Consider the following 23,347-nt stretch of genomic DNA (forward strand, 5'->3'; position numbering starts at 1 on the left):
GATAATCCCTCGAATGATATTATGATGGAAGCAGAGAACAACCAGCTCGGCGGTCACGCCGATGTCGGACAACTCTTGAAACAGACCCGTATCGGGTTGGGGCAAACCGTTGAAGACGTTTGTCAGCTTCTTCGTATTCGTAAAATTTATGTCGAAGCCATCGAGAATGGGGAGTATTCGCTTTTGCCGAATGGTCCCTATGGTCTTGGCTTCGTTAAAGCATATGCCGAGCATCTTGGCCTCGACGGGGCTGAGATTGCGCGTCGTTTCCGTGAGGAAAACAACGCGCCGGCAGCACGAACGCAATTGACGTTCCCAAAACCGGTTCAAGAAAGCCGGGTTCCAGGTGGGGCAGTCCTTTTGATTGCCGCGATGCTTGGACTTGGGGCTTACGGCGGGTGGTACTATCTTTCAAGCCAGGGCAAAACCATTGCCGATCTGGTCGATCCACTGCCTGAACGACTGGCAAGCTATACGACGTCTGCACCGGAAGAACCTGAGCCGCGGACACTTGAAAACGCGGCTGAGGCACAGGCAGCCGAAGCGCCGGTTTCATCGACGGATACTACCGACACTGCAAACGAACCTGACGGGGTGGAAGCACCCGTTGCAAGTTCAGCCACCACGCCGGAAGGTGAGGGTGCAGGGTCAAATGATGTTGCCGTTGTCGAAACCGCACCAGAAACGGCTACTGCCCCGGTTGAAGAAGCCGAAAATACGGCGGCAGACGTTGCAGAACAGCCCGTAAGCGAAACGGCGCAAGCAGAACCTGCTGCGGAGCCGCAAGCACCGGTGGCTCAAGCACCTGAAACGACACCTGATACGACACCGGCTGCGCCAGCCGCAGAAGTTGCGTCTGTACCGGAGGTACCTGACGTTGACGATGCGGGGGGTGCGCGTGTGTTTGGATCGGTCAATGTTGACAGCCGTGTGACGATTTCAGCGACGGAAACCAGTTGGGTTCGCATTCGCGAAGCTGATGGCAATGTCTTGCTGACCCGGATGTTGACGGCGGGCGATACGTACCGCGTGCCGAATCGTGACGGGCTTAAGCTTGAAGTCGGTAATGCCGGTGCCCTGACCTATAGCATCGACGGGAACGAAGCCCTTCCGGTTGGTGAATACGGCGCGGTTATTTCGGACTTTTCGTTAAATGTCGATGATTTGACCGAAGCTGAAACATCGACTGTTCAGTAAGCACAGGGCCTGTGAAACGGCGTATGTGACAGATTAAATGCCAAAGGCGGCCCTGTTGGGTCGCCTTTTTCGTGCCTGCCATGCAAAATCGGTGAGAAAATCCGTCAGCCAACGGTTTCTAATCGGCGTTTGATAAGCTATATACACCCCAAGACACCTTGAACATTTTGGAACCGGAAATGAGCGTCCGCCCATATCGCGATATTGAACGCCGCAAAAGCCGCAAAATCCTTGTCGGGAATGTGGAAGTTGGCGGCGACGCACCGATCACGGTGCAGTCGATGACAAACACCCTGACCACCGATGTGAACGCGACAGTTGCGCAGATCCATCGTCTGGAAGAAGCCGGTGCAGACATCGTGCGTGTGTCCTGCCCGGATCAGGAATCCTCGTTCGCGCTTAAGGAGATTGTCAAACAGGTCAATGTCCCGATCGTGGCCGACATCCATTTCCATTACAAACGCGCGATTGAAGCCGCCGAATCCGGTGCGGCGTGCCTGCGGATCAATCCGGGCAATATCGGATCGACCGAACGTGTGCGCGAAGTTGTGAAGGCCGCCAAAGATCATGGCTGTTCAATGCGGATCGGGGTAAATGCCGGGTCGCTTGAAAAAGAACTGTTGGAGCGTTACGGCGAACCTTGCCCCGAGGCGATGGTTGAAAGTGCGCTGAACCACGCCAAAATCCTTGAAGACCTTGATTTCCGCGAATTTAAAATCTCGGTCAAGGCGTCCGACGTTTTTCTGGCAGTGGCGGCCTATTACGGGCTGGCGGAAGCATGTGATTATCCGCTGCATCTTGGCATTACCGAGGCCGGTGGCCTGCGCGGTGGGACGGTGAAATCAGCCATCGGGATGGGCAACCTTCTGTGGGCCGGTATTGGCGATACGCTGCGCGTGTCATTGTCGGCCGACCCGGTTGAGGAAATCCATGTCGGGTACGACATCCTGAAATCGCTGGGGCTTCGCACCCGTGGTGTTCAGATTATTTCTTGCCCGTCTTGTGCGCGTCAGGGCTTTAACGTGGTTGAAACCGTGGCCGCCCTTGAAGAACGTCTTGCCCATATCTCAACCCCGATTTCGCTGTCGATCATTGGCTGTATTGTCAATGGGCCGGGCGAAGCGCGTGAAACCGATATCGGTTTGACCGGTGGCGGTGGTGGCAATCACAAGATGTATATTTCCGGGCGCCCGGATCATAATGTCAGCACGGAAAAGATGGTCGATCATATCGTCGATCTGGTCGAAGAACGTGCGGCAAAAATCGAAGCCGAAGAGGCCGCCAAGCTGGCTGCGGCGGAATAGCAAAGTTGTATTGATCAGTTTTGGCTTTCCGCCACACCGGCGGAAAGCTATTTTCATGTTCGCATGAATTTGCACACAATTGCCTTGTGGGCAAATTGCTGGATTTAAAGAAAGATCGGAGACCCAAAGTGGCATCGCTTCAACCCGTCCGTGGTACGCATGACCTTCTGCCTGAACAGAACCGTCTGCAGGATCATATCGCGAATACCGCACGCGACATTGGCGAGTTGTATGGTTATCAGCGCATGACCACGCCGATCTTTGAATTTACCGACGTGTTTGCCCGCACCCTTGGCGATACATCCGATGTCGTGACCAAGGAAATGTACACCTTTGAAGATCGCGGTGGTGAGCAGATCACCCTGCGTCCCGAAGGAACAGCCGGTATTGCGCGTGCCTATATGTCCAATGGCATGCAGCAGATGTCCCCGGTCAAGGTCAGTTACTATGGCCCGATGTTCCGTTATGAGCGTCCGCAAAAAGGTCGTCAGCGCCAGTTCCACCAGATCGGTGCCGAACTGCTGGGTGTTGAACAGGTTGCCGGCGATATCGAGATGATCGGGTACGGCGCGCATATCCTAAAAACCCTTGGTCTTTGGGACAGCATCACGCTGGAGCTGAATACCCTTGGCGATCCGGAAAGCCGTGCGGCATATCGCGACGTTCTGGTTGATTATTTCAAGGGTCATTTTGACAAGCTGTCGGAAGACAGCCGCAATCGTCTTGAAAAGAACCCGCTGCGTATTCTTGATTCCAAGGATGACGGGGACCGCGAACTGGTGGCCAATGCACCGCTGTTTGCCGAGTACCTTAACGAACACAGCAAGGAATTCTTCAAGGGGCTGACCGAAGGGCTTGGCGATATCGGGATCAATTATGAACTGAACCCGCGTCTGGTGCGTGGCCTTGATTATTATTGCCACACCTGTTTTGAATTCACCACCAACACACTTGGTGCGCAAGGAACCGTCATGGCCGGTGGCCGGTATGACGGGCTGATTTCGACCATGGGTGGCCCGCAGACCGCCGGTGTTGGCTGGGCGGCAGGTGTTGAACGACTTGCCCTTATGGTTGGGCAAGCCCCGGCAGGTCCGCGCCCGATTGCGCTTATTCCGATGGGGGATGCTGCCGAAGCCAAATGTCGTGCGCTGGCCCAGACGCTGCGCGAAGCCGGTATTGCGGTTGAGCTTGGCTATTCCGGCAATATGAAAAAACGCCTGAAACGGGCAGACAAGGCCAATGCCCGTATGGCGGTGATCCTTGGTGATGACGAACTGGCAAACGGTGTTGCCCAGTTGCGCGATCTTGATAGCAGCGAACAGCGCGAAGTGGCCCTTGATCAACTGGCTGGCGTGATCAGCAAAGGATGAGTTAAGGCGTGACAGACGGGGCAGACGGGATTTCGCATGAAGATGCCGGGGATTGGCCGCTAGATCGCCTGTTGGTGATCGGCACCAATCATCGGCGGTCCAGCGAAGATACCCGGGACCGTCTGTTTATTGACGAAGCCCGCCTGCCACAGTTTCTTGCCGCGATTGCGCAAGCCCGTTTGGGGCAGGGGGTTGTGGTTTCGACCTGCAACCGCACCGAAATCCATCTGTTGGCGTCCGAGGCCGAACGTGGTCGCGAACGGTTGATTGATTTGATGTCGCTTTGGGCGGATGTCGATCGGGATCAACTGGCCGCCGAGCTTTATATTCGTTCGGGCCGCGATGCGCTGCGCCATATGTTTGCGGTGGCGGCATCCCTTGACAGTCTGGTGATTGGCGAGCCGGAAGTTTTCGGTCAGGTCAAGGATGCGCACCGGATTGCGCGCAAGCATGAGCTTGTCGGGCGTGAGCTTGAACTGGTCTATCAGGCGGCCTATGCCATTGCCAAAAAGGTTCGCAACCAGACCGGCATCGGGCAGGGAGCCGTTTCAATTGCGGCGGCGGCCCAGTCGGTGGCGCGCGATTTACATGGTGATCTTAAAAACTGCACCCTGTTGCTGGCAGGGGCCGGTGATATGGGTGAATTGATTGCCGCATCGCTTGCCGAACGGGGCATTGGTCGCATTCTGGTGACGGACCGTTTGGCCGCACGCGCCCGTCTTGTCGCACGACGCCTTGATTGCCATTGGTCGGAAATGGATGACCTTGATCGTCTGATGGCAGAGGCCGACCTTATTCTGACTGCGGGCGGATCGCGGCGTTACATGATTGATCGGGATCGTGCGTTGGCAGCGGTCAAACGCCGCCGGTATCGCCCGGTCTTGATGATTGATACCGCTGTGCCCGGTGATATCGACCCGCAGGTCGATGAGATTGACGAGGTTTTCCTGTATCGGATCGAAGACCTTGAAAATATCGCCGCCGAAGGGCGCGGTGGACGTGAACAAAAGGCCGAAGAAGCCTGGGCCCTGATTGAGGCGGAACTTGACAGGTTTGTGCGCGACCGTGCACAGCGGGCCGCCGTTCCGGCAATTGCAGATTTGCGCAAACGATTTGAAACGGTGCGTTCTGATGTTTTAAACGAAAGCCAGGGGGATGCGGAAAAGGCAACGCGGCTTTTGATCAATCGATTGTTGCATACGCCGACCCAGGCCCTAAAAGATCTGGCGACGACAACGGATGGTGCAGGCACTGTCGAATGGGTGAAGGCCCAGAAACTGTTGGCGCGCTTATTTGAACTTGATGACAAACCGGTTGGCGATAAAAACACCCCAACCGACCCCGAACAGGAGAATAAAGAGTGAGTTTGGACCTTGGTAAGCTTGATGGCGTCGTACGCCGGTTCGACGAGCTCAATTCCCTACTGTCGAGCGGTGAGCTTGATGGTGATAACTTTGTCAAACTGTCGCGTGAACATGCGGAACTGTCGCCGATTGTCGAGGCGATTGGGGTCTATACAAAGCTTCTGAGCGATCTGGATGATGCCAAGGAAATTCTGGCTGACCCGGATGGCGATCGCGATATGCGCGAAATGGCCGAGGCGGAAAAATACGAAATTCAGGACAAGCTGCCTGAGGCCGAACACGCCGTTAAGCTGATGCTGATCCCCAAGGACAGTGCGGATAGTAAAAACGCCATCCTTGAAATTCGTGCGGGTACGGGCGGCGAGGAAGCTGCGCTGTTTGCCGCCGATCTGTATCGGATGTATCAGCGTTATGCCGAAGGGCGTGGCTGGAAGTTCGAACAAATGGACGCCAGCGAAAACGATCTTGGCGGGTTTAAGGAAGTCATTGTCAATGTGTCGGGCACGGACGTATTTGCCCGCATGAAGTTTGAAAGTGGTGTTCACCGCGTACAGCGTGTGCCCGTGACCGAGGGCGGTGGGCGTATTCATACGTCTGCGGCAACAGTGGCGGTTCTGCCCGAGGCCGAAGAAGTTGATATCCGCATTGATCCAAAAGACCTGCGGATTGATACCTATCGCTCGCAAGGGGCGGGTGGCCAGCATGTTAACACGACCGATAGTGCGGTGCGGATTACCCATATTCCGTCCGGGGTGGTTGCGGCCAGTCAGGAAGCAAAATCCCAGCATAAGAACAAAGAAAAAGCGATGAAGATGCTGCTGTCGCGCCTGTATGATCAGGAACGCGAAAGCAAGGACACCGCACGTGCCGCCGACCGTAAATCGCAAGTCGGGTCGGGGGATCGGTCCGAGCGCATCCGGACATATAACTTCCCGCAAGGACGCGTGTCGGATCATCGTATTAACCTGACCCTTTATCGTCTGGATGATTTCATTGCGGGTGGCCCGTCAGTTGATGAAATGATTGATGCGCTGATTTCCGAAGAACAGGCACAGAAACTGGCTGAAATCGAAAGTTGAGATGATGGTGGCCAGTACTTCGCAGCATGATGGATCGACCCTTGGTGCCTTAATGGCTGATGGGGTTTCGGCGTTGAACGCCGCCGGGATCGAAAATGCGCGTATGGATGCGCGTATTTTGCTGGCACGTGCGGCTGGTGTGGATGGTGGCCGGATCTCAGCATGGCCCGAAGATGACGTTGCGCCCGAAAAGGCCACGGCATTTCGCGATATGATTGCGCGCCGCGCCCGACATGAACCGGTTGGGCGGATTTTGGGCGAGCGCGACTTTTGGCGCCATACCTTCAAACTCGCCCCTGATACGCTTGAACCACGTCCCGATAGTGAAACGCTTGTTGAGTGGGCGATTGATTTTCTTGAGGATGCGGATGCGCCGCGCATTCTTGATTTGGGGACCGGTACCGGATGTCTGTTGTTATCGGCCCTTGGCGATTTGCCCGGCGCAACGGGTATTGGTCTTGATATCAGTGAAGGGGCGGTTGACTGTGCGCGTGAAAATGCCCGCGCACTTGATATGACCGAGCAGGCCGAATTTCGGGTGTCGGACTGGGCGCGCGCACTTAGCGATGGGGAACGGGCCGAGGGGTTTGATCTTGTGATGTCAAACCCGCCCTATATCACGCGTGACGAGATGGATATGCTTAGCCCGGAAGTGCAGAAGTTTGATCCGCGTCGTGCCTTAACCGACGAAGGCGACGGATTGGCGGCCTATCGCATATTGGCACAGGTGGCGTTTGATCTGACCAAGCCGGCGGGATTTGTCATCTTTGAAATCGGGCGCGGTCAGGAAAATGATGTTGGCCGCATGCTTGTCGAGGCGGGATTTGTCGGTGTGGAACACCGCGAAGATCTGGGCGGAATTGTCCGTTGCGTCGCGGCAAAGAAAACCCGTTGTTCGGTAGGGCGCTGCGTGATGTAGAGCGTGCCGCATTTAGTCTGCGATTTTGCCGGAGGCAGTCCTCCACCCTACAGCGTCAAGGCCCTTGACCGTACCCCGCTACGCTCTGCAGCCCTTTCCTTGCCGGGCAGAAGGCTGCCTTCCGGCATTAAATGCGACACGCTCTCGCTTTTGCATATGTCCTATGTGAAAAAAAGCGTTTGGCACTGAAAAAAACAGTTGGAATAACCGAACAAGCCATATAGGTTGGTTTGAACGGGCCGGGTGCCCGACGCGCTTATGAAAGCGCCGTGTTCCCCAGTAAACAGTTAGTAATCTCCGTTCCTGATTAGGTTCTTGGTTGATTTGTCTTGAGACCGTTTGATCGGTGCTGTTTAGCGGGAAATATGTTTTTCAGACGGAGTGGTTCCGGGGCCGATGATGTCACCGGATTGTCCTTCAACACCAAAGTCATGTTGATATGAGAAATAACAATAAACGTCCGCGCGGACGGCAACAGCCTAATAAACGTCCAGTAAATCCTAAATTTCAAACTTTTGACAGCAACGGTCCAGATGGACGCGTTCGTGGCAATGCCCAACAGGTTCAAGAGAAATACGTTTCTCTGGCCAAGGATTGCACCGACGATCCGGTTTTGGCTGAAAACTATTACCAGCATGCTGAACATTACCATCGCATCCTGCAAGCTGCGCAGGAGTGGGAAAATCAGCGTCGCGACGAACGCGGCAGCGATAATAGTAACAACAATAACAACAGCAATAATAATAACAATCGCCCACGTAACCAGCACGTTAACCGTGATGGTCGCGGCGAAAACCAGTCCAATCAAAGTGATGATCAGGGCGAAAACACTGAAAATGCGGCAACGTCTGACACTCCGTCAAACGCGTCCGCAAACAGTGAAAACGCCAGCCAGGAAAATACAGCACCTGCATCGGCTGATGGCGTAGAAGACAAACCGAAACGTGCACCACGTGCACGCCGTACGGACAGTCGTAGCAGCCGCAGCCGCAGACCTGAAAATTCCGATGGTGCCGTGAGCTCTGATCGTCTCAATGCCAATGCCGGTTCTTCGGCTGAAACCCCGGCGCCAGTTGCTTCTTCATCTGATGGTGAAAGCACGGCTCAGGATTCAGGGCTGGATGCCGGTTCGGACGGTGAAGAAAAGAAACCGCGTCGCGCATCAAGCAGCACGACCCGTACACGTGGGCGTCATCCGACGGCACGTCGCGGGCGCAGCCGGGCTGCTGGTCGTGATGAAGACGGCGAAGGTGGTGAAACCGTATCTGATGATGGTTCCGAACCCGTTTCGGCCTGATACGAATAACACCTGATATCTTTTACGTAAAAACACCCCCGCAGAAATAGATCTGCGGGGGTGTTTTGCTGTGTGCGATGCGCGCTTTTCGCGGCACCTTGTGGCTATGGTTGCGGATAAAATGCAGTGTAAAACTTTGGATTATAAAGCCGAATAAACCGTGCAACCGTTGATTATTATTGGTATCAGTTTAACCAACGTCACACATAATAAGTGACGAGATGACCGCAATGCGGCGATGGGTTGGCGTGGTGCAGATTGCCACTACTTGGGAGTCTTTGATGGGGACTGGCTTATTTCGCGTCGTCATGGTGCTGCTTTGGGCGCTTGGCGCAATGGTTGTTGCTCTTGGGTTGTTTAACGGCGACTACGAGTTAGCACTTCTTGGTGCGGTCTGCTTCATCATTCCAATGTTCCTCCCTGTTGTGGTGATTGCCTTGAACCGCATGAAGGGATCATCCCCAAGCAAGAACAAGAAATCCATGTCACCGGCACAGGCCGCCAAAACAAAGGCCGAAGGCCAGTGGGCAAAGCGTGAAGATTTAAACGCACGCAAAATGCTTGAAAGCAATCCATCAATGGTTCTTGGCCGTTGGGGCGAGGACAAAAGCCTTATCGGGGCATCCGGGCTTAAACGTGTTTTGACATTTTCGACATCGCCCGAAGAATATTACCGCGCATCGGCAGAACCGAATGCGTTGCTTCACACCGGAAATCTATTTGTTTATGAACGCCATGGCAGCATTTTTCGCGCCATTCATGATCGGCGCAAGAAGCTTGGTCAAAACCTGATTGTCATTGATCCGCATGGTCAGAGCGGCTTTGAGTCAGATCAGTTTAATCCGTTTGATTTCATCCGCCAGCAGGGCGAGGGCATGATCACCGATACCGGTTTGATCGCCGATACGTTGCTGGCCCCGATGTTTGTTAAGGAACTTGACGAGCAGGAAGTGCGCATTGCGCGTTCGCTGTTGCAGGGATTTATTGTTCATACGATCCGGACAAGCCCGAAAGAAAACCGCAATCTTGGCGAGGTGCGCCGCAACCTGATCATGCCGTCGCACCGGTTTTACAAGATCCTTGAAGAATTGATGAACATTGAATCGGCTGACGGCCGGATTTCAGACGTTGCGCTTAATATCCTTGATATGACCGAAGATCAGCGCATGAAGATCATCGAAGCCTGTCGTGCGTCGACCGCAGAATTTGATAATCCGCAAATTTCGCGCGTTCTAAGCAAAAGCAGCTTTGACATTGACGACATTGCCAGCAGTGCGGTTTCGATTTTTGTCATTGGTCAGGTGGGCGGGGATACGCCCGATGTTCAGCCATCCTTTAGCCGCGTTATGCTGGCCGGGATGATGAATATGCTCAATCAACGCAATTGGAAAAGCGGTGATCCCGAGTTTCTTGTGCTGATGGACGGGATCGAAAGTGTTGGGCGCATGCCACTTTTTGAACGCTTGCTGGGTGGTGGGTACGGCGAAGGCATGATCGTCTGGCCGGGCTTTAGCGGCGTCAGTGCCTTGATGGATGTGTGCCTGAACTGGGAAAACGTTGTGGGCCGGGTGGATGCCATTTCAGTACTTAGTCAGGATGGGGCATTCAACCTTGATTGGGTGGCTGGCCTGACGGCGATGTCAAAATTTGATGATACGGGGGGTGGCAGTTCGACAGACCGTCCTGTTCATTTAAAGGGACAGGATGCTCAGCCAATCTTGCGGTCAGCAGAAGTCGCACGGTTCCCCAAAGAGGAACAAATTTTGTTCCGCAAGGGCGTGCCACCGATCAAGGCGCACCGGATTGACTGGTATCATGATGAACTGTTTACCGGGATTGCTGTTCACGCGCCGACCTTTAATTAGGCGCCAACCCGAGGTCTTGCCATCAAAGAAAACGCCTGACCCCGAACTGCGTTTCATCGCAGCAAAAGATCAGGCGTTTTAACCGGCGGCTATTGTGTTCGATAAGATCAGGCGATGGTTACGGTGTCGCCCGGTGCGATGACCGCATCGCTGACGGGTTCAATATACATGCCCATATAAAGGTGATTGACCCCTTTGCGCAGCATCAACGGCACATTGATGTCCGAGACCGCGGTATCGGGATTGATGCTGGTGGCTTTGCAGCGCGTAATGGGGTGAACAACCCGGAAGGTGCCATCGTTGATCTTGATGATCTGGTCTTCTTCCCATTCCAGTTCTTTCCACGGCGCCAGCCCGTCAATCAGCAGATTGCCGCGAAAACGCATCGGATCGATTTCGGCCTGAACAATGCGTTCGCCGAAATCACGGATCGAGGCCAGATTGAGGATCGAAATATAGGGTTCCTTCATGTCGCCAAACTGCGTGTCCGGAACAGAATAGATTTTCGGTGTGCCGGCGATATCGTTTTTCAGGAATGCCTTGAGGAAATCCTCGATGACAGTACGGCCCATGGCGTCATCAAGTTTGCCTTTGCAGATTGCCCGGCCATTGCGCATCACCGTCAGGGTTGATGTGGCGTCGTCATACTCGGTGCCGAGCTCGGCCAGTTTCGGGGTGTTGACCAATTGCAGGAAATTGCTTTTGCGCGCCCACTCATGCACGCCGTCCTGCCCGGTTGACGACTGGGTGGCAATCACAAAACGCCGATCATCGGGTATCATTTTATGGGCGGTGATGGTGGCTTTGGGCATATCAATCCCGCGCATCCCCTTGACGGGGTAACGTCGGATGGCTTTGAGCTCGACGGTCATTGTCTTGTTTCCTGTATGGCGCATTGTCCATGCCGTTTAAATTTGGGCGAGCCAGCATAGATTTATCGTGACGTTAATGTGTTGTTTTGCGCTGGGCAACCCCTGCTTTCGCAGTAAATTCAGGTCGTTTTCACGCAGACTGTAACAATGACAGAAAATCGTGTTGCGGTGCACAATTAATTCTTGCAACTTTTGTAGGGGTATCTGCTTGCAAACGGGTTAAACTGAGACATATCAAAGTAGTCGGCGATGAAAAAATCTATAATTTCTTCATCGCTTACGCCGTGGATGCTTCCAAGAAGGTCCACATCTCATAAACACTGTTGGCTCAAGGAGTGACAGGAATGGAATTTGAAAACTTTACGGATCGGTCCAAAGGTTTCCTTCAGTCTGCGCAATCGCTGGCGTTGCGGGAAAACCATCAACAATTTGTACCCATCCATCTTCTTAAGGTGCTGCTGGACGACGAAGAAGGTCTGGCAGCCAATCTGATCAAGGCATCGGGGGGCAACCCCAAACTGGCACAGCAACGCTGTGCGCAGGAGCTTGCCAAACTGCCGAAGGTTTCCGGCGGGAATGGTCAGATTTATCTGTCATCGGAATTTGCCCGCCTGATGGATCAGGCACAGGAGGTCGCCAAAAAAGCCGGTGACAGCTATGTCACGGCGGAACGGTTGCTGTTGACCATTGCCCTTGATCCGAAATCAACGGCGGGCAAGGTTCTGGCCGATGCCAGTGTGACCGCGCAGTCGCTTAATGGTGCGATCAATGACATCCGCAAAGGCCGCACGGCCGACAGTTCAGGTGCCGAAAGCCAGTATGACGCGTTGAAAAAATACGCCCGCGACCTGACCGAGGCCGCGCGCGACGGCAAACTTGACCCGGTGATTGGCCGGGACGAGGAAATCCGTCGTGCCATTCAGGTCCTGTCACGGCGGACCAAAAACAACCCGGTGATGATCGGCGAACCCGGTGTGGGTAAAACCGCGATTGCCGAAGGCCTGGCCTTGCGCATTGTGAAGGGGGATATCCCTGAAACGCTTAAGGACAAGAAGCTTCTGTCTTTGGACCTTGGCGCATTGATTGCCGGGGCGAAATTCCGCGGCGAATTTGAAGAACGTCTGAAAGCGGTTCTAAGCGAAATTGAATCGGAGGCCGGTGAAGTCATCCTGTTTATTGATGAGCTGCATACGCTTGTCGGGGCGGGCAAGGCCGAAGGATCGATGGATGCCTCCAACCTTTTGAAACCGGCGTTGGCACGTGGCGAGCTTCATTGCATCGGTGCGACGACACTCGATGAATATCGCAAGCACATCGAAAAGGATGCGGCCCTTGCCCGGCGGTTCCAGCCGGTGTTTGTGTCTGAGCCAACGGTGTCTGACACGGTATCGATCCTGCGCGGGATCAAGGATAAATACGAACTTCATCACGGGGTTCGCATTGCCGATGCAGCACTTGTTGCGGCGGCAACGCTTTCGAACCGTTACATCACCGATCGGTTTTTGCCCGATAAGGCGATTGATTTGATGGATGAAGCCTCATCGCGGTTGCGCATGGAACTTGATTCCAAGCCAGAAGAAATCGATGAACTTGATCGTCGAATCATCCAGCTTAAAATCGAACGTGAGGCGCTTAAGAAAGAAGACGATGCGGCATCGAAAGATCGCCTTGGTCGCCTTGATAAGGAGCTGTCGGCCCTTGAAAGCAGTTCGGCATCCCTGACCGCGAAGTGGGAAGCACAGAAAACCGAAATGGCGGCATCGACCCATATCAAGGAACAGCTTGATGTCGCGCGTGGTGAACTTGAACGTGCGATGCGCGATGGCAAGCTTGACCGTGCCGGGCAGCTTCAATACGAAGAAATCCCCGCCCTTGAGCGTCTTCTTGAAAAAGCCGAGGACGATCAGGCCGATGGCATGAAGGAAGAGGCGGTGACTGAAAAGCACATCGCATCCATCGTGTCACGCTGGACGGGAATTCCTGTCGATAAGATGCTGGAAGGCGAACGCGAAAAGCTTCTTGAAATGGAAGATACCCTGCGCAAAAGGGTTGTCGGTCAGGATGAAGCGGTGCGCTCGATCTCCAACGCGGTGCGGCGCGCACGTGCGGGGCTTCAGGACCCGAACCGTCCGATGGGATCGTTCCTGTTCCTTGGCCCGACGGGTGTGGGTAAAACCGAGCTTACCAAAGCACTGGCGCAGTTCCTGTTTGATGATGAACAGGCCATGGTGCGGATTGATATGTCCGAATTCATGGAAAAACATGCCGTTGCGCGGTTGATCGGTGCGCCTCCGGGCTATGTCGGCTACGAAGAAGGCGGGTCGTTGACCGAGGCTGTTCGTCGCCGTCCGTATCAGGTGATCCTGTTTGACGAGGTCGAAAAAGCACATCCTGATGTGTTTAACGTCCTGTTGCAGGTTCTTGACGAAGGGCGTCTGACCGACGGGCAGGGACGTGTTGTCGATTTCCGCAATACGCTGATTATCCTGACATCCAACCTGGGTGGTGAAATTCTTGCCAAGCAGGAAGAAGGTCATGACAGTGGCGAGCTTCGCAGTCAGGTGATGGAAATTGTCCGGGCATCGTTCCGGCCAGAATTCCTTAACCGTCTGGACGAGGTCATTTTGTTCCATCGTCTGCAACGTGCGCAGATGGGGACAATTGTCGAAATCCAGCTTGGCCGTTTGGCAAAGCTTCTGTTTGATCGCAAGATTGATCTGGCTTTGGATGACGCAGCCAAGGATTGGCTGGCGGAAAAAGGCTATGACCCGGTTTATGGTGCACGTCCACTTAAACGCGTGATCCAGCGGTATCTGCAAAACCCGTTGGCGATGCAGATCCTCGAAGGTGGAATCAAGGATGGTGATAAAGTCCCGGTTTCTGCCGAGGGTTCCGATCTTTTGCTAAATGGTAAAAAGGTCGATGTCGTTGAATAACACGGCCTAACCGCATACATGCAAAACCCCGATCATCGCATCGGGGTTTTGTCTTTTTCGGGCCATGATTATTGGCCACCATGTAGCAATCGCCAGTAAACACACATGACAGTAAACACACATGACAGACCGGGATATGAAATGCAGTTTTTGAAAAACCATTCGGCAATGCGCGCGGGTGCCGTGACATTTGCCATCGCGATCATGGCAGGCGGCATCGCGCCGCCGGTGATGGCGCAGTCGTTTTTTGACAAGGCAAAGGACGCGCTGGGCGATGTCATGGAGCAAAATGGCAGTGGTAGCACGTCTTCTGGAACTGCAAGCAATTCGGCCGTGTCGGCCCTGTCGTCAGACACGGTTGAGCAGGGTCTAAAACAGGCACTTGATGCCGGGGTGGAGGCGGTTACCGCCCAGCTTGGTGTAAAGGATGGCTTTAATGCCGATCCGGTGGCGCATATTCCGTTGCCTGACAGTGTAAAAACCGCACAGCAATTGATGAATAAGGCCGGACTTGGCAGCTATGCCGATGAAATCGAATTGCGCATGAACCGTGCAGCGGAAGATACCATGAGTGAGGCCGGTGATATTTTGGTCAATGCGGTCAGTCAGATGACGCTTGAGGATGCCAAGGGCATTCTGAGCGGCCCGGATGACGCGGCGACAAGCTATCTCCGTCGCGTTTCGGGCAGCGATATCGAAGCCCGCCTGCGTCCGGTGATTACCGATGCCCTGGCCGATACCGGGGCACTTTCGATGTATGATCAGATGGTCGGGCAATATGATACATTGCCGTTTGTGCCCGATTTGAAAACATCGCTGACCGATCATGCGACGGATAAGGCAATGGAGGGGCTTTTCCATTATATCGCGCTTCAGGAAGCCGATATTCGCAGTGACCCGGCGCGCTGGACGACAGATGTGCTCAAAAAGGTGTTTTCCGCCGCGAATTAAGATCAAGCCCTAGCGATATTTGGCGGGCAGGGCTTCCCAGCGGTCCTGCATCGCCTTGATCTTATCGACCGGCACGCCGTGGATATTGTTAAAATGGCCGTGGCATTCAATGACTTGCAGGGCAACGCCATGGCGGTCTGCCATGTCAAGATAGGCCTGCATTTCCCATATCTGGGTGAAGGTATTGGCAACAATGACGCTGTTGCCGGTGCCGAGCCCCTCATCGCATGCGGTTTCGCAGTTCTGATGGGCTTCGCGCAACTTTCGCGCATCGAACCGGTATTTCCCCGCCCGGTCGACCATAAATTGGTCGGCTTCAAGGTGCTTCGCACCGGTCTGTGCGGCCAAGGCAGCGGCCATGGTCGATTTCCCTGATCCGGGAAGGCCACGGATCAGGGTCAGGGTTTGTTGTTTGCCGTCATCGGGGGAGCCCATCGCGACGGTTACTGCCCTTTGCGTTTGCGTTGATACAGCCCGTCAAGCTGCTGACCATAGGCATCGCGGATTTTATGACGGCGGATTTTCATTGATGGTGTGAGCATTTCGTTGTCGATGCCAAAGGCGGCCTCGGCGAACATAAAGCTGCGTACCTTTTCAATCGTCGACAGGCGGGTATTCACCCGGTCAATCGCGGAGCGGATGATTTTGCGGAACGTGTCATTCTGCGACAGTTCGTCAATGTCATTGTTGATCGAATTGTCACGGGCAAATTCGCGCATGAAATCTTCGTCCGGCCAGATCACCGCAACCAGATACGGTTTGTCATCGCCGTAGACCATGGCTTGGGAAATCTCGGTTTCCAGGGTCATCAGGCCTTCGATCCGTTGGGGCGAAATGTTGTCGCCACCGGAATTGACGATGATGTCTTTCTTCCGGTCGGTGATCATCAGGCTGCCCTGTTCGTCGAACTTGCCAATGTCGCCTGTATGAACCCATCCATCAATAATCGTCGTGGCGGTCACGTCGGGCAGGTTCCAGTATCCCTTCATCATGCTTTCGCCGCGCAGAAGGATTTCACCGTCATCGGCAATGCGAACTTCGGCCCCGACCATGGGCGGGCCGACCGTGCGCAGTTTGTTGTTTTCAGCACGGTTGCACGAAACGACCGGGGCAAATTCCGTCTGACCGTATCCTTGCAGAATACGAATGCCGCACGATACAAACAGAACACCCAGTTCGTAATTCAGCGGCCCGCCACCCGATACCATGGCCTTGATCCGGCCGCCAAAACGCTGACGCAGTTTCCGGCGCAGTAAAATCTCGCAGGCAAAGTTCTGGAGCTTTTCAATCAGGCCAAGATGCTCACCTTCGTAGGTTTTGCGACCAAGGCGAAGGGTCAGTTCAAACAGTTTTTGTTTGATGCCGCCTTCCTTTTCGACCATGCGGCTCATGCGTTGATAGAGCATCTCATAAAGACGCGGCACAGCCGTCATGATGGTCGGACGGACTTCGGTCAGGTTGGCGGCAAGCTTGTCGATGCCTTCGGCGTAGTAAATCTGTGCGCCGATGCTGATCGGGAAATACAGCCCGGCAGTATGTTCATAGGAATGTGACAGCGGCAGGAATGACAGAAATACTTCTTCGCCGATGCCAAGCGTTTCAATGATGTCAAACGCGCCCATACAGTTTGATATGATCGCCCCGTGCGACAGCATTACGCCCTTGGGCGCGCCACCGGTACCCGATGTATAGATCAGGCAGGCCAGCTCATCGCGTTTGATGTTGGCAACCCATTCGTCAATATCATGTGCAAGGCCACGGCCCTTGGCGATGACGTCGCTCCAGCGGGTGATGGTGATATCGCCGACAAAGCTTTGGCCCCATTCTTCCATCATGATCGCATGACGGCAGCGCCCGCTATCAAGGGCGGCATGCAAGAAGGGTTGGGCCAGTTTTTTGGTCGAAATGATGGCAATCGCCGCACCACTGTCTTCGATCGCGTGCAGATGGTCGCGCTCGGTATTGGTGGTATAGGCCGGAACAGTCATGGCCCCGACACACATCACGGCAAGGTCGGCAATGCCCCATTCAGTGCGGTTTTCCGACACCAGCAAAACACGGTCGCCACTGCGCACCCCAATGTCATAGAGCGACCGGGCCAGTGCGCGCACCTGATCGGCGGCCTCCGCCCATGAGGTCGCGACAAATTCCCCTGCTTCGCTATCCTTGGTCCACAGAAACGGCGCGTCGCCGTATGTCTGGGCTTTTTCGAAAAACATCGAGGGCAAGTTCTGCCAGTTGGCATAATCCTGCAGGCTTGTCATGACGTTTCCTTGCCTTGTTTTCGTTTCTATTTATCGCATCAGATGGATTTCAAGTCATTTGATACGTGATCCGCGTGAGAGAGATCATGGTGGCATGCGCACGATGTAGCGGCGAAATCTACAGGCGCAATCCATCTTCTTTTTGTTATCAGGGATTAAGTCGTTTCGCAGCCGGAAAATGACAATCCCTGTCATGAAATCGCAATCTTGTGATCTGGCGTGCAGAAATAATACACCGATTTGGGCAATCGGAGGTGTGATCTTGGTTGCAGCCCGCATCATGACTTATATGTTCAGCAACAAGACAAGGCCGGATATAACGACTGGTCTGAGCATAGGGACTGGCACAGGCCGCATGCGCGTCATATATGATCGTTGCGCATCGGCCTGCTCAACCCATAAGATGCAGCGCACAAGATACATAACGCCGACCGTCTGGAGGACAAATGAACGCGATCAACAAGAATTTGCCGACCTGGGATCTGACTGATCTCTATAACGATCCGAAAGACCCGGCCATCCGGCGCGATCTTGATGATGCCAAGTCCCGCTCGCAAGCGTTCCAGAAAAGCTTTCAGGGCAAATTGAATGATCTGACCGGGGATGAGCTGATGGCAGCTATCGCCGAATATGAAGCCGTCAGCGAAATTTGCGGCAAGATCGGGTCATATGCACAACTGCTGTATGCCGGGGATAGCTCGGATGCGGCAATTGGTCAGTTCTATCAGTCGGTTCAAGAAGAAATGACCGGCATTTCGAGCCTGACCTTGTTCTTCGGGCTTGAGATCAACCGCATCGATGACGCATCGCTTGATGCCAAATACGCCCAAAGCGAAGAACTTCGTCGGTACCGTCCGTTTTTGGATGAAAACCGTGCGTTCCGCCCGCATCAGCTTTCTGATGAGGTCGAGCAGGTTTTGCATGAACGCCGTGTTGCCGGATCGGCCGCATGGGTGCGCCTGTTTGATCAAACCATGGCCGAACTGCGGTTCCCGATCAACGGCGAAGAGCTGACCATGTCAGATGTCGCCAACATGCTGTCATCGACCAAGGTTGAAGAACGCAAAGCTGCGGCGAAATCCATTGGCGACGTTTTGGGCAAAAACATCAAACTTCTGGCGCATGTCACCAATACCCTTGCCAAAGATAAGGAAATTGATGACCGCCTGCGTAAATTTGCCACCCCGGTGTCATCGCGCAATCTGGCCAATCAGGTCGAAGACGAAGTTGTCGATGCGCTGAATACCGCGGTGAAAGACAGCCATGCGGACCTGTCGCATCGGTATTACCGTTTGAAAGCCAAATGGTTTGGTGTCGATCAGCTTGATTATTGGGACCGTAATGCGCCGCTTCCCGATGATGATGATCGTCAGATTGACTGGGATACGGCGCGTTCGACCGTGCTTAAGGCATACGGCGAATTTTCGCCGGAACTGGCCGAGGTTGGTCAGAAATTCTTTGATAATCCATGGATTGATGTGCCGCCGCGTGCGGGGAAATCATCGGGGGCCTTTGCCCATCCGACGGTGCCGTCCGCCCATCCTTATTTGTTGTTGAACTATCACGGGAAGACGCGTGATGTGATGACGCTGGCACATGAATTGGGCCATGGCGTGCATCAGGTTCTGGCTGGTGAGCAGGGGTATTTCCTGTCTGATACGCCGCTCACACTGGCGGAAACCGCGTCGGTGTTTGGTGAAATGCTGACGTTCCAGTCGATGTTGCGCGCAGAAACCGATCCGAAGATGAAGCGCATCATGCTGGCGGGTAAGGTTGAGGATATGCTCAACACGGTCGTGCGTCAGATTGCGTTCTTTGAGTTTGAAAAACGCGTCCATGAAAAACGCCGTGAAGGTGAATTGACGGTCGATGAGATCTGCGACATCTGGATTGCCGTACAGCATGAAAGTCTGGGTGATGCGATCCGTTATGAGGACGAGTACAAATATTACTGGTCCTATATTCCGCACTTCATCCATTCACCGTTTTACGTTTACGCCTATGCGTTTGGCGATTGTTTGGTCAATTCGCTTTATGACGTTTATGAAAATGCCGAAGACGGTTTCCAGCAAAAATACCTTGATATGCTGAAAGCCGGCGGCACCAAGCGCCATAAAGAACTTCTCGCACCGTTTGGTCTGGATGCATCTGATCCGGCCTTCTGGCAGCGCGGGCTTAACATGATCAAACGCATGATCGACGAGCTGGAGGAGCTTTCCTGATATGAGTAACGACGACGATTATACCGCGCCAAATGAAGAAAATCGATTTGGCGGACGGGTTCGTCGTTACGCACGGGTGGGGGCGTCGGCCAGCAAGCTGGCCGCGCGCCTTGCCACCGGGAAAGTGTTCGGCGGCGACGTTGATCATGCCAAATACGCCGCCGAACTGACATCTGCACTGGGCGGGCTTAAAGGCCCGTTGATGAAGGTTGCGCAAATCCTGTCAACCATCCCCGATGCGCTTCCCAAGGAATATACCCAAGCCTTGGCAACCCTTCAGGCCGACGCCCCCAGCATGGGGTGGCTGTTTGTCAAACGCCGGATGCGCAGCGAATTGGGCGCAGGATGGCAATCAAGCTTTACCGATTTTAGCCGCGAGGCGGTGGCGGCCGCGTCCCTTGGTCAGGTGCATAAGGCAACCTTGCCCGACGGGCGCGCGGTTGCGTGCAAGCTGCAATATCCTGATATGTCCGCCACCGTGGAGGCCGACCTCAAGCAGCTTCGTGCCGCCTTTGCGATCTATAAGCGCTACGACAGTGCGATTGATGCGCAAAACATTCAGGAAGAACTTTCCGCCCGCCTGCGCGAAGAGCTTGATTACAAGCGCGAAGCAAAACACATGCGGCTGTATCGCCATATGCTGGCCGATGAAGATGCGGTGCATGTGCCCGAACCAGTGGATGAACTTACCACCAGCCGGTTGTTGACCATGACATGGCAAACCGGGCAGAAATTCCAAAGTTTCCTTGATAGTGATGCCGATCAGGATGCGCGCAATCAGGTGGCCCTTAATATGTTTCGCGCATGGTATGTACCGTTTTATCGGTATGGCGTGATCCATGGTGATCCGCATTTGGGCAATTATACGCTGCGCGAAGATCGGTCGGTGAACCTTCTTGATTTCGGGTGTATCCGCATTTTTAAACCCGATTTCGTGCACGCGGTGCTGACCCTTTATGAAGCATTGCGTGACGGGGATGAGGACAAGGCGGTTTCGGCCTATGAAAGCTGGGGCTTTGAAAATCCGTCGCGTGAGTTGATTGATGTGCTCAACATCTGGGCCAGTTTTGTCTATGGGCCGATTTTGGATGATCGCAAACGCAAAATGGGTGAAACCAACTCGGTTGCCTATGGCGCGGAGGTCGCGGCAAAAGTTCACAAGGAACTTAAAGCCGTTGGCGGGGTAAAACCGCCGCGTGAGTTTGTTCTGGTGGATCGGGCCGCTGTGGGGCTTGGTGCGGTATTTTTGCGCCTTGATGCGCATGTGAACTGGTATCAGCTGTTCCATGATCTTGTCGGGGATTTTGATCCGGCCAAGCTTGCGGCCAATCAGGATGCTGCACTTCAGTCGGTTGGGCTGGAACGCCCATAAGTGAAAGGCGCAAACGGTTGGTGGTGGGCGTGTGGCGATTCGTCGAAAACCCGTGCCGGAATCGCGCTATCACTGCCGGAAGTTTCCCCCAAAGCGACTTAATATTATTTGAAAATGCCGCCGGGTTTGAAGCCTGCGGCATTTTTTTTAAAGAACCTTTTGCCTTATTGCGCGTTCCGTTAGAGTTGTTATCGTGCTTATTGATGCAGACTTCTGCGTTCTTTTGTAAGATAATGTTCACTTACCGCGTGGGGGTAAAATGAGGGAAACTGCCCAATATCAAGGATCTATTGTGTGAGTATGGGTTCAAAGACCTGTTCCACAGTGGAAATAAACTGTGCGGTTAATCGCACATTAATTGCGCGAAAATGATTAAACTTAATTTCGGTTAAAGTGCTTTTTCGTCGTTTTTTGATATTGAGGTTATCGGTCGGAAATCGCATCTTGCTTTCAACGCAGACATGGCAGGGCGTCATTGATTGTTTGTCCTGAGCACCGATGACGGGTGGGACCTGACATGTCGCCAAGGCTTTATCGCCTTGGAATGCGTGGTGGGAAAGTGGGCGGTTTCTTCTGCGTAAGCTGGAAGAACCGCCTTTTTCTTTTCTGGTTCTTTACTTGGCAAGGGAAGCTTGTAATCGGATGCAAACAGGGCGCACTGTGATGTCCTGATATCGATCACACCGTAAATAATAAAAAACACCATGCTTATCATATGATTTAGGGAAGGAGGTCGAACGCGATGAAACTGGCCGTTCCAAAGGAAATATGGCCCGGAGAGAAGCGCGTTGCCGTCACGCCAGAGACAGTCAAGAAGCTGAAGTCACTGGGGTTTGACGTTGCAATTGAGGCTGGCGCCGGAATAGATGCCGCCATACCGGACGATCGATTTGTCGATGCCGGGGCAACCATTGCCAAAACAATGAAAACCACCGTCAAGGATGCCGACGTTATCTTTAAGGTACGTCCACCTGTCATTGACGGCAAAACCAACGAATTGACCGCCTATAAAAAGGGGGCCGCGGTTGTGGCCCTGCTTGAGCCGTTTGACCGTAAAGAGCTGCTTGATGCGATGGCAAAGGCCGGTGTTGATGGCTATTCCATGGAACTGATGCCGCGTATTTCGCGTGCGCAGTCGATGGATGTTTTGTCATCGCAATCGAACCTTGCGGGCTATCGCGCCGTGCTTGAGGCCGCCCATGAGTTTGGCCGCATTTATCCGATGATGATGACAGCAGCAGGGACACTTGCCCCGGCGCGTGTTCTTGTGGTTGGGGCCGGTGTTGCCGGTTTGCAGGCGATTGCAACCGCCAAGCGCCTTGGTGCCGTGGTGTCGGCATTTGATGTGCGCCCGGCAGTCAAGGAACAGGTCCAGTCGCTTGGCGGGACATTTATTGAAGTCGAAGACGACGAAGCGGACGCTGCCGAAACATCGGGCGGCTATGCCAAGGAAATGTCGGACGACTACAAGAAAAAGCAGGCCGATAAGCTTAAAGAGGTTCTGGCGAAAACCGATATCGTCATTACCACAGCACTTATTCCCGGCCGTCCGGCCCCGGAAATTGTCACGGCCGACATGGTTGCAGGCATGAAGCCGGGTTCGGTGATCATTGATCTTGCGGCCGAACGCGGTGGCAATGTCGCCGGGGTTAAACTTGGTCAGACCATCACGACGGCCAACGGGGTCAAACTGATTGGTCCGGAAAACATCACAAGTGCGGTCGCAACCGATGCAACCGCGATGTATGCCAAGAACCTTTTGAATTTCATCACGCTTTCTGTTGATACGGAAAAGGGCGCATTAGTGTTTAACGGCGAAGATCAGATCATTGCCGAAACCCGCCTGACCCACGATGGAAAGATTGTTCACCCGAAATTCGGTGGGGAGGCGGTCGCAAATGGCTGATCAATCCGTTACCCAGAATGCAAACGAGCTGCGCGATGCAGCCCTTGGACTGGCCGAGCAGGCCGCACAACTGGCCGATAAATTGGCCAATGGTGCGGGTGATGCGGCAATGACGGTGACAACCACTGTTCAGGGGTCGGGTGTCAGCCCGACCGTGATGGGGTTGACCGTTTTCGTACTGGCCTGCTTTGTCGGCTATTACGTTGTGTGGAAAGTCACCCCGGCCCTTCATTCGCCCCTGATGGCGGTGACCAATGCGATTTCATCGGTGATCATTGTCGGCGCGCTTCTGGCGTCCGGTCCGGTTGACATGAACCTGTCAAAGGTCATGGGCTTCCTCGCCGTGGTGTTGGCATCCGTGAACATCTTTGGCGGCTTCATCGTTGCGCAGCGCATGCTGCAAATGTTCAAGAAAAAGAAGTAGGGGGA

The 23,347-nt window shown here is 54.0% G+C and carries 17 protein-coding genes; 14 read left to right on the top strand and 3 right to left on the bottom strand.

All coding sequences use genetic code 11. The features are described 5' to 3' along the window. Positions 1–21: 21 nt before the first annotated feature. The 8 genes from COO92_RS03505 to COO92_RS03540 all read left to right on the top strand — a co-directional run bounded on the left by COO92_RS03505 (position 22) and on the right by COO92_RS03540 (position 10,395). Entirely contained in the window at positions 22–1,197 is a 1,176-nt protein-coding gene (locus COO92_RS03505; RefSeq protein WP_240626300.1) for a helix-turn-helix domain-containing protein, read from the top strand. A gap of 179 nt (positions 1,198–1,376) precedes the next feature. Continuing rightward, positions 1,377–2,501 (top strand): flavodoxin-dependent (E)-4-hydroxy-3-methylbut-2-enyl-diphosphate synthase, encoded by a 1,125-nt coding sequence (gene ispG, locus COO92_RS03510; protein WP_101299880.1) that lies wholly within the window; start codon positions 1,377–1,379, stop codon positions 2,499–2,501. Positions 2,502–2,629: 128 nt separating this feature from the next. Further along, positions 2,630–3,871, top strand: a complete 1,242-nt coding sequence (gene hisS, locus COO92_RS03515; protein ID WP_101299882.1) for a histidine--tRNA ligase — start codon at positions 2,630–2,632, stop codon at positions 3,869–3,871. Between the two features lie 8 nt (positions 3,872–3,879). Then, positions 3,880–5,235 (top strand): glutamyl-tRNA reductase, encoded by a 1,356-nt coding sequence (gene hemA / locus COO92_RS03520; RefSeq protein WP_240626301.1) that lies wholly within the window; start codon positions 3,880–3,882, stop codon positions 5,233–5,235. After that, positions 5,232–6,314, top strand: coding sequence for a peptide chain release factor 1 (gene prfA, locus COO92_RS03525; protein WP_022733089.1), 1,083 nt, complete (start codon positions 5,232–5,234; stop codon positions 6,312–6,314). The genes hemA and prfA overlap by 4 nt, the downstream gene beginning before the upstream one ends. A 1-nt stretch (position 6,315) precedes the next feature. Then, positions 6,316–7,233: a peptide chain release factor N(5)-glutamine methyltransferase gene (gene prmC, locus COO92_RS03530; protein WP_240626302.1), complete on the top strand. Its 918-nt coding sequence runs from the start codon at positions 6,316–6,318 to the stop codon at positions 7,231–7,233. Positions 7,234–7,672: 439 nt separating this feature from the next. Beyond that, complete coding sequence (locus tag COO92_RS03535; protein ID WP_101299883.1) at positions 7,673–8,530, top strand: DUF4167 domain-containing protein; 858 nt, start codon at positions 7,673–7,675, stop codon at positions 8,528–8,530. Between the two features lie 281 nt (positions 8,531–8,811). Beyond that, positions 8,812–10,395 carry a type IV secretory system conjugative DNA transfer family protein gene (locus COO92_RS03540; RefSeq protein ID WP_101299885.1) on the top strand — a complete coding sequence of 528 codons (1,584 nt, stop codon included), beginning with the start codon at positions 8,812–8,814 and terminating at the stop codon, positions 10,393–10,395. 107 nt (positions 10,396–10,502) lie between these two features. On the opposite strand, the gene COO92_RS03545 is transcribed toward COO92_RS03540, so the two are convergent. Next, positions 10,503–11,267 carry an MOSC domain-containing protein gene (locus COO92_RS03545; protein WP_101299887.1) on the bottom strand — a complete coding sequence of 255 codons (765 nt, stop codon included), beginning with the start codon at positions 11,265–11,267 and terminating at the stop codon, positions 10,503–10,505. Between the two features lie 344 nt (positions 11,268–11,611). Here COO92_RS03545 and clpB point away from each other — a divergent pair, with 344 nt between their 5' ends. Both clpB and COO92_RS03555 read left to right on the top strand, forming a co-directional pair. After that, entirely contained in the window at positions 11,612–14,203 is a 2,592-nt protein-coding gene (gene clpB / locus COO92_RS03550; RefSeq protein ID WP_101299889.1) for an ATP-dependent chaperone ClpB, read from the top strand. Positions 14,204–14,344: 141 nt separating this feature from the next. Further along, positions 14,345–15,154, top strand: coding sequence for a DUF4197 domain-containing protein (locus COO92_RS03555; protein ID WP_240626303.1), 810 nt, complete (start codon positions 14,345–14,347; stop codon positions 15,152–15,154). Positions 15,155–15,163: 9 nt separating this feature from the next. Here the strand turns inward: COO92_RS03555 and COO92_RS03560 are convergent, their stop codons facing one another. Both COO92_RS03560 and COO92_RS03565 read right to left on the bottom strand, forming a co-directional pair. Next, positions 15,164–15,589, bottom strand: a complete 426-nt coding sequence (locus tag COO92_RS03560) for an AAA family ATPase (protein ID WP_101299893.1) — start codon at positions 15,587–15,589, stop codon at positions 15,164–15,166. A gap of 8 nt (positions 15,590–15,597) precedes the next feature. After that, entirely contained in the window at positions 15,598–17,418 is a 1,821-nt protein-coding gene (locus tag COO92_RS03565) for an AMP-dependent synthetase/ligase (RefSeq protein ID WP_101299895.1), read from the bottom strand. 446 nt (positions 17,419–17,864) lie between these two features. On the opposite strand from COO92_RS03565, the gene COO92_RS03570 reads away from it, so the two are divergent. The 4 genes from COO92_RS03570 (at position 17,865) to COO92_RS03590 (ending at position 23,342) form a co-directional block, all read left to right on the top strand. Continuing rightward, positions 17,865–19,640, top strand: coding sequence for a M3 family oligoendopeptidase (locus COO92_RS03570; RefSeq protein WP_101299897.1), 1,776 nt, complete (start codon positions 17,865–17,867; stop codon positions 19,638–19,640). A gap of 1 nt (position 19,641) precedes the next feature. Next, on the top strand, positions 19,642–21,012 hold the full coding sequence (locus COO92_RS03575; protein WP_101299899.1) for an ABC1 kinase family protein: 1,371 nt from the start codon (positions 19,642–19,644) through the stop codon (positions 21,010–21,012). 742 nt (positions 21,013–21,754) lie between these two features. Continuing rightward, positions 21,755–22,918, top strand: coding sequence for a Re/Si-specific NAD(P)(+) transhydrogenase subunit alpha (locus tag COO92_RS03585; protein ID WP_101299903.1), 1,164 nt, complete (start codon positions 21,755–21,757; stop codon positions 22,916–22,918). Continuing rightward, positions 22,911–23,342, top strand: coding sequence for an NAD(P) transhydrogenase subunit alpha part 2 (locus tag COO92_RS03590; protein WP_022733102.1), 432 nt, complete (start codon positions 22,911–22,913; stop codon positions 23,340–23,342). Before COO92_RS03585 ends, COO92_RS03590 begins: the two co-directional genes overlap by 8 nt. Positions 23,343–23,347: the final 5 nt, after the last annotated feature.

It is taken from the genome of Thalassospira lohafexi (assembly GCF_002844275.1).
GTDB classification, from domain to species: Bacteria; Pseudomonadota; Alphaproteobacteria; order Rhodospirillales; family Thalassospiraceae; genus Thalassospira; species Thalassospira lohafexi.

What these genes read in the sequence shown, in the direction of transcription:
- clpB (WP_101299889.1), top strand. Translation starts at nt 11,612, where the DNA reads ATGGAATTTGAAAACTTTACGGATCGGTCCAAAGGTTTCCTTCAGTCT.
- COO92_RS03535 (WP_101299883.1), top strand. Translation starts at nt 7,673, where the DNA reads ATGAGAAATAACAATAAACGTCCGCGCGGACGGCAACAGCCTAATAAA.
- COO92_RS03570 (WP_101299897.1), top strand. Translation starts at nt 17,865, where the DNA reads ATGAACGCGATCAACAAGAATTTGCCGACCTGGGATCTGACTGATCTC.
- ispG (WP_101299880.1), top strand. Translation starts at nt 1,377, where the DNA reads ATGAGCGTCCGCCCATATCGCGATATTGAACGCCGCAAAAGCCGCAAA.
- COO92_RS03560 (WP_101299893.1), bottom strand. Translation starts at nt 15,589, where the DNA reads ATGGGCTCCCCCGATGACGGCAAACAACAAACCCTGACCCTGATCCGT.
- COO92_RS03585 (WP_101299903.1), top strand. Translation starts at nt 21,755, where the DNA reads ATGAAACTGGCCGTTCCAAAGGAAATATGGCCCGGAGAGAAGCGCGTT.
- COO92_RS03505 (WP_240626300.1), top strand. Translation starts at nt 22, where the DNA reads ATGATGGAAGCAGAGAACAACCAGCTCGGCGGTCACGCCGATGTCGGA.
- COO92_RS03565 (WP_101299895.1), bottom strand. Translation starts at nt 17,418, where the DNA reads ATGACAAGCCTGCAGGATTATGCCAACTGGCAGAACTTGCCCTCGATG.
- prmC (WP_240626302.1), top strand. Translation starts at nt 6,316, where the DNA reads ATGATGGTGGCCAGTACTTCGCAGCATGATGGATCGACCCTTGGTGCC.
- COO92_RS03555 (WP_240626303.1), top strand. Translation starts at nt 14,345, where the DNA reads ATGCAGTTTTTGAAAAACCATTCGGCAATGCGCGCGGGTGCCGTGACA.
- COO92_RS03545 (WP_101299887.1), bottom strand. Translation starts at nt 11,267, where the DNA reads ATGACCGTCGAGCTCAAAGCCATCCGACGTTACCCCGTCAAGGGGATG.
- COO92_RS03590 (WP_022733102.1), top strand. Translation starts at nt 22,911, where the DNA reads ATGGCTGATCAATCCGTTACCCAGAATGCAAACGAGCTGCGCGATGCA.
- COO92_RS03540 (WP_101299885.1), top strand. Translation starts at nt 8,812, where the DNA reads ATGGGGACTGGCTTATTTCGCGTCGTCATGGTGCTGCTTTGGGCGCTT.
- COO92_RS03575 (WP_101299899.1), top strand. Translation starts at nt 19,642, where the DNA reads ATGAGTAACGACGACGATTATACCGCGCCAAATGAAGAAAATCGATTT.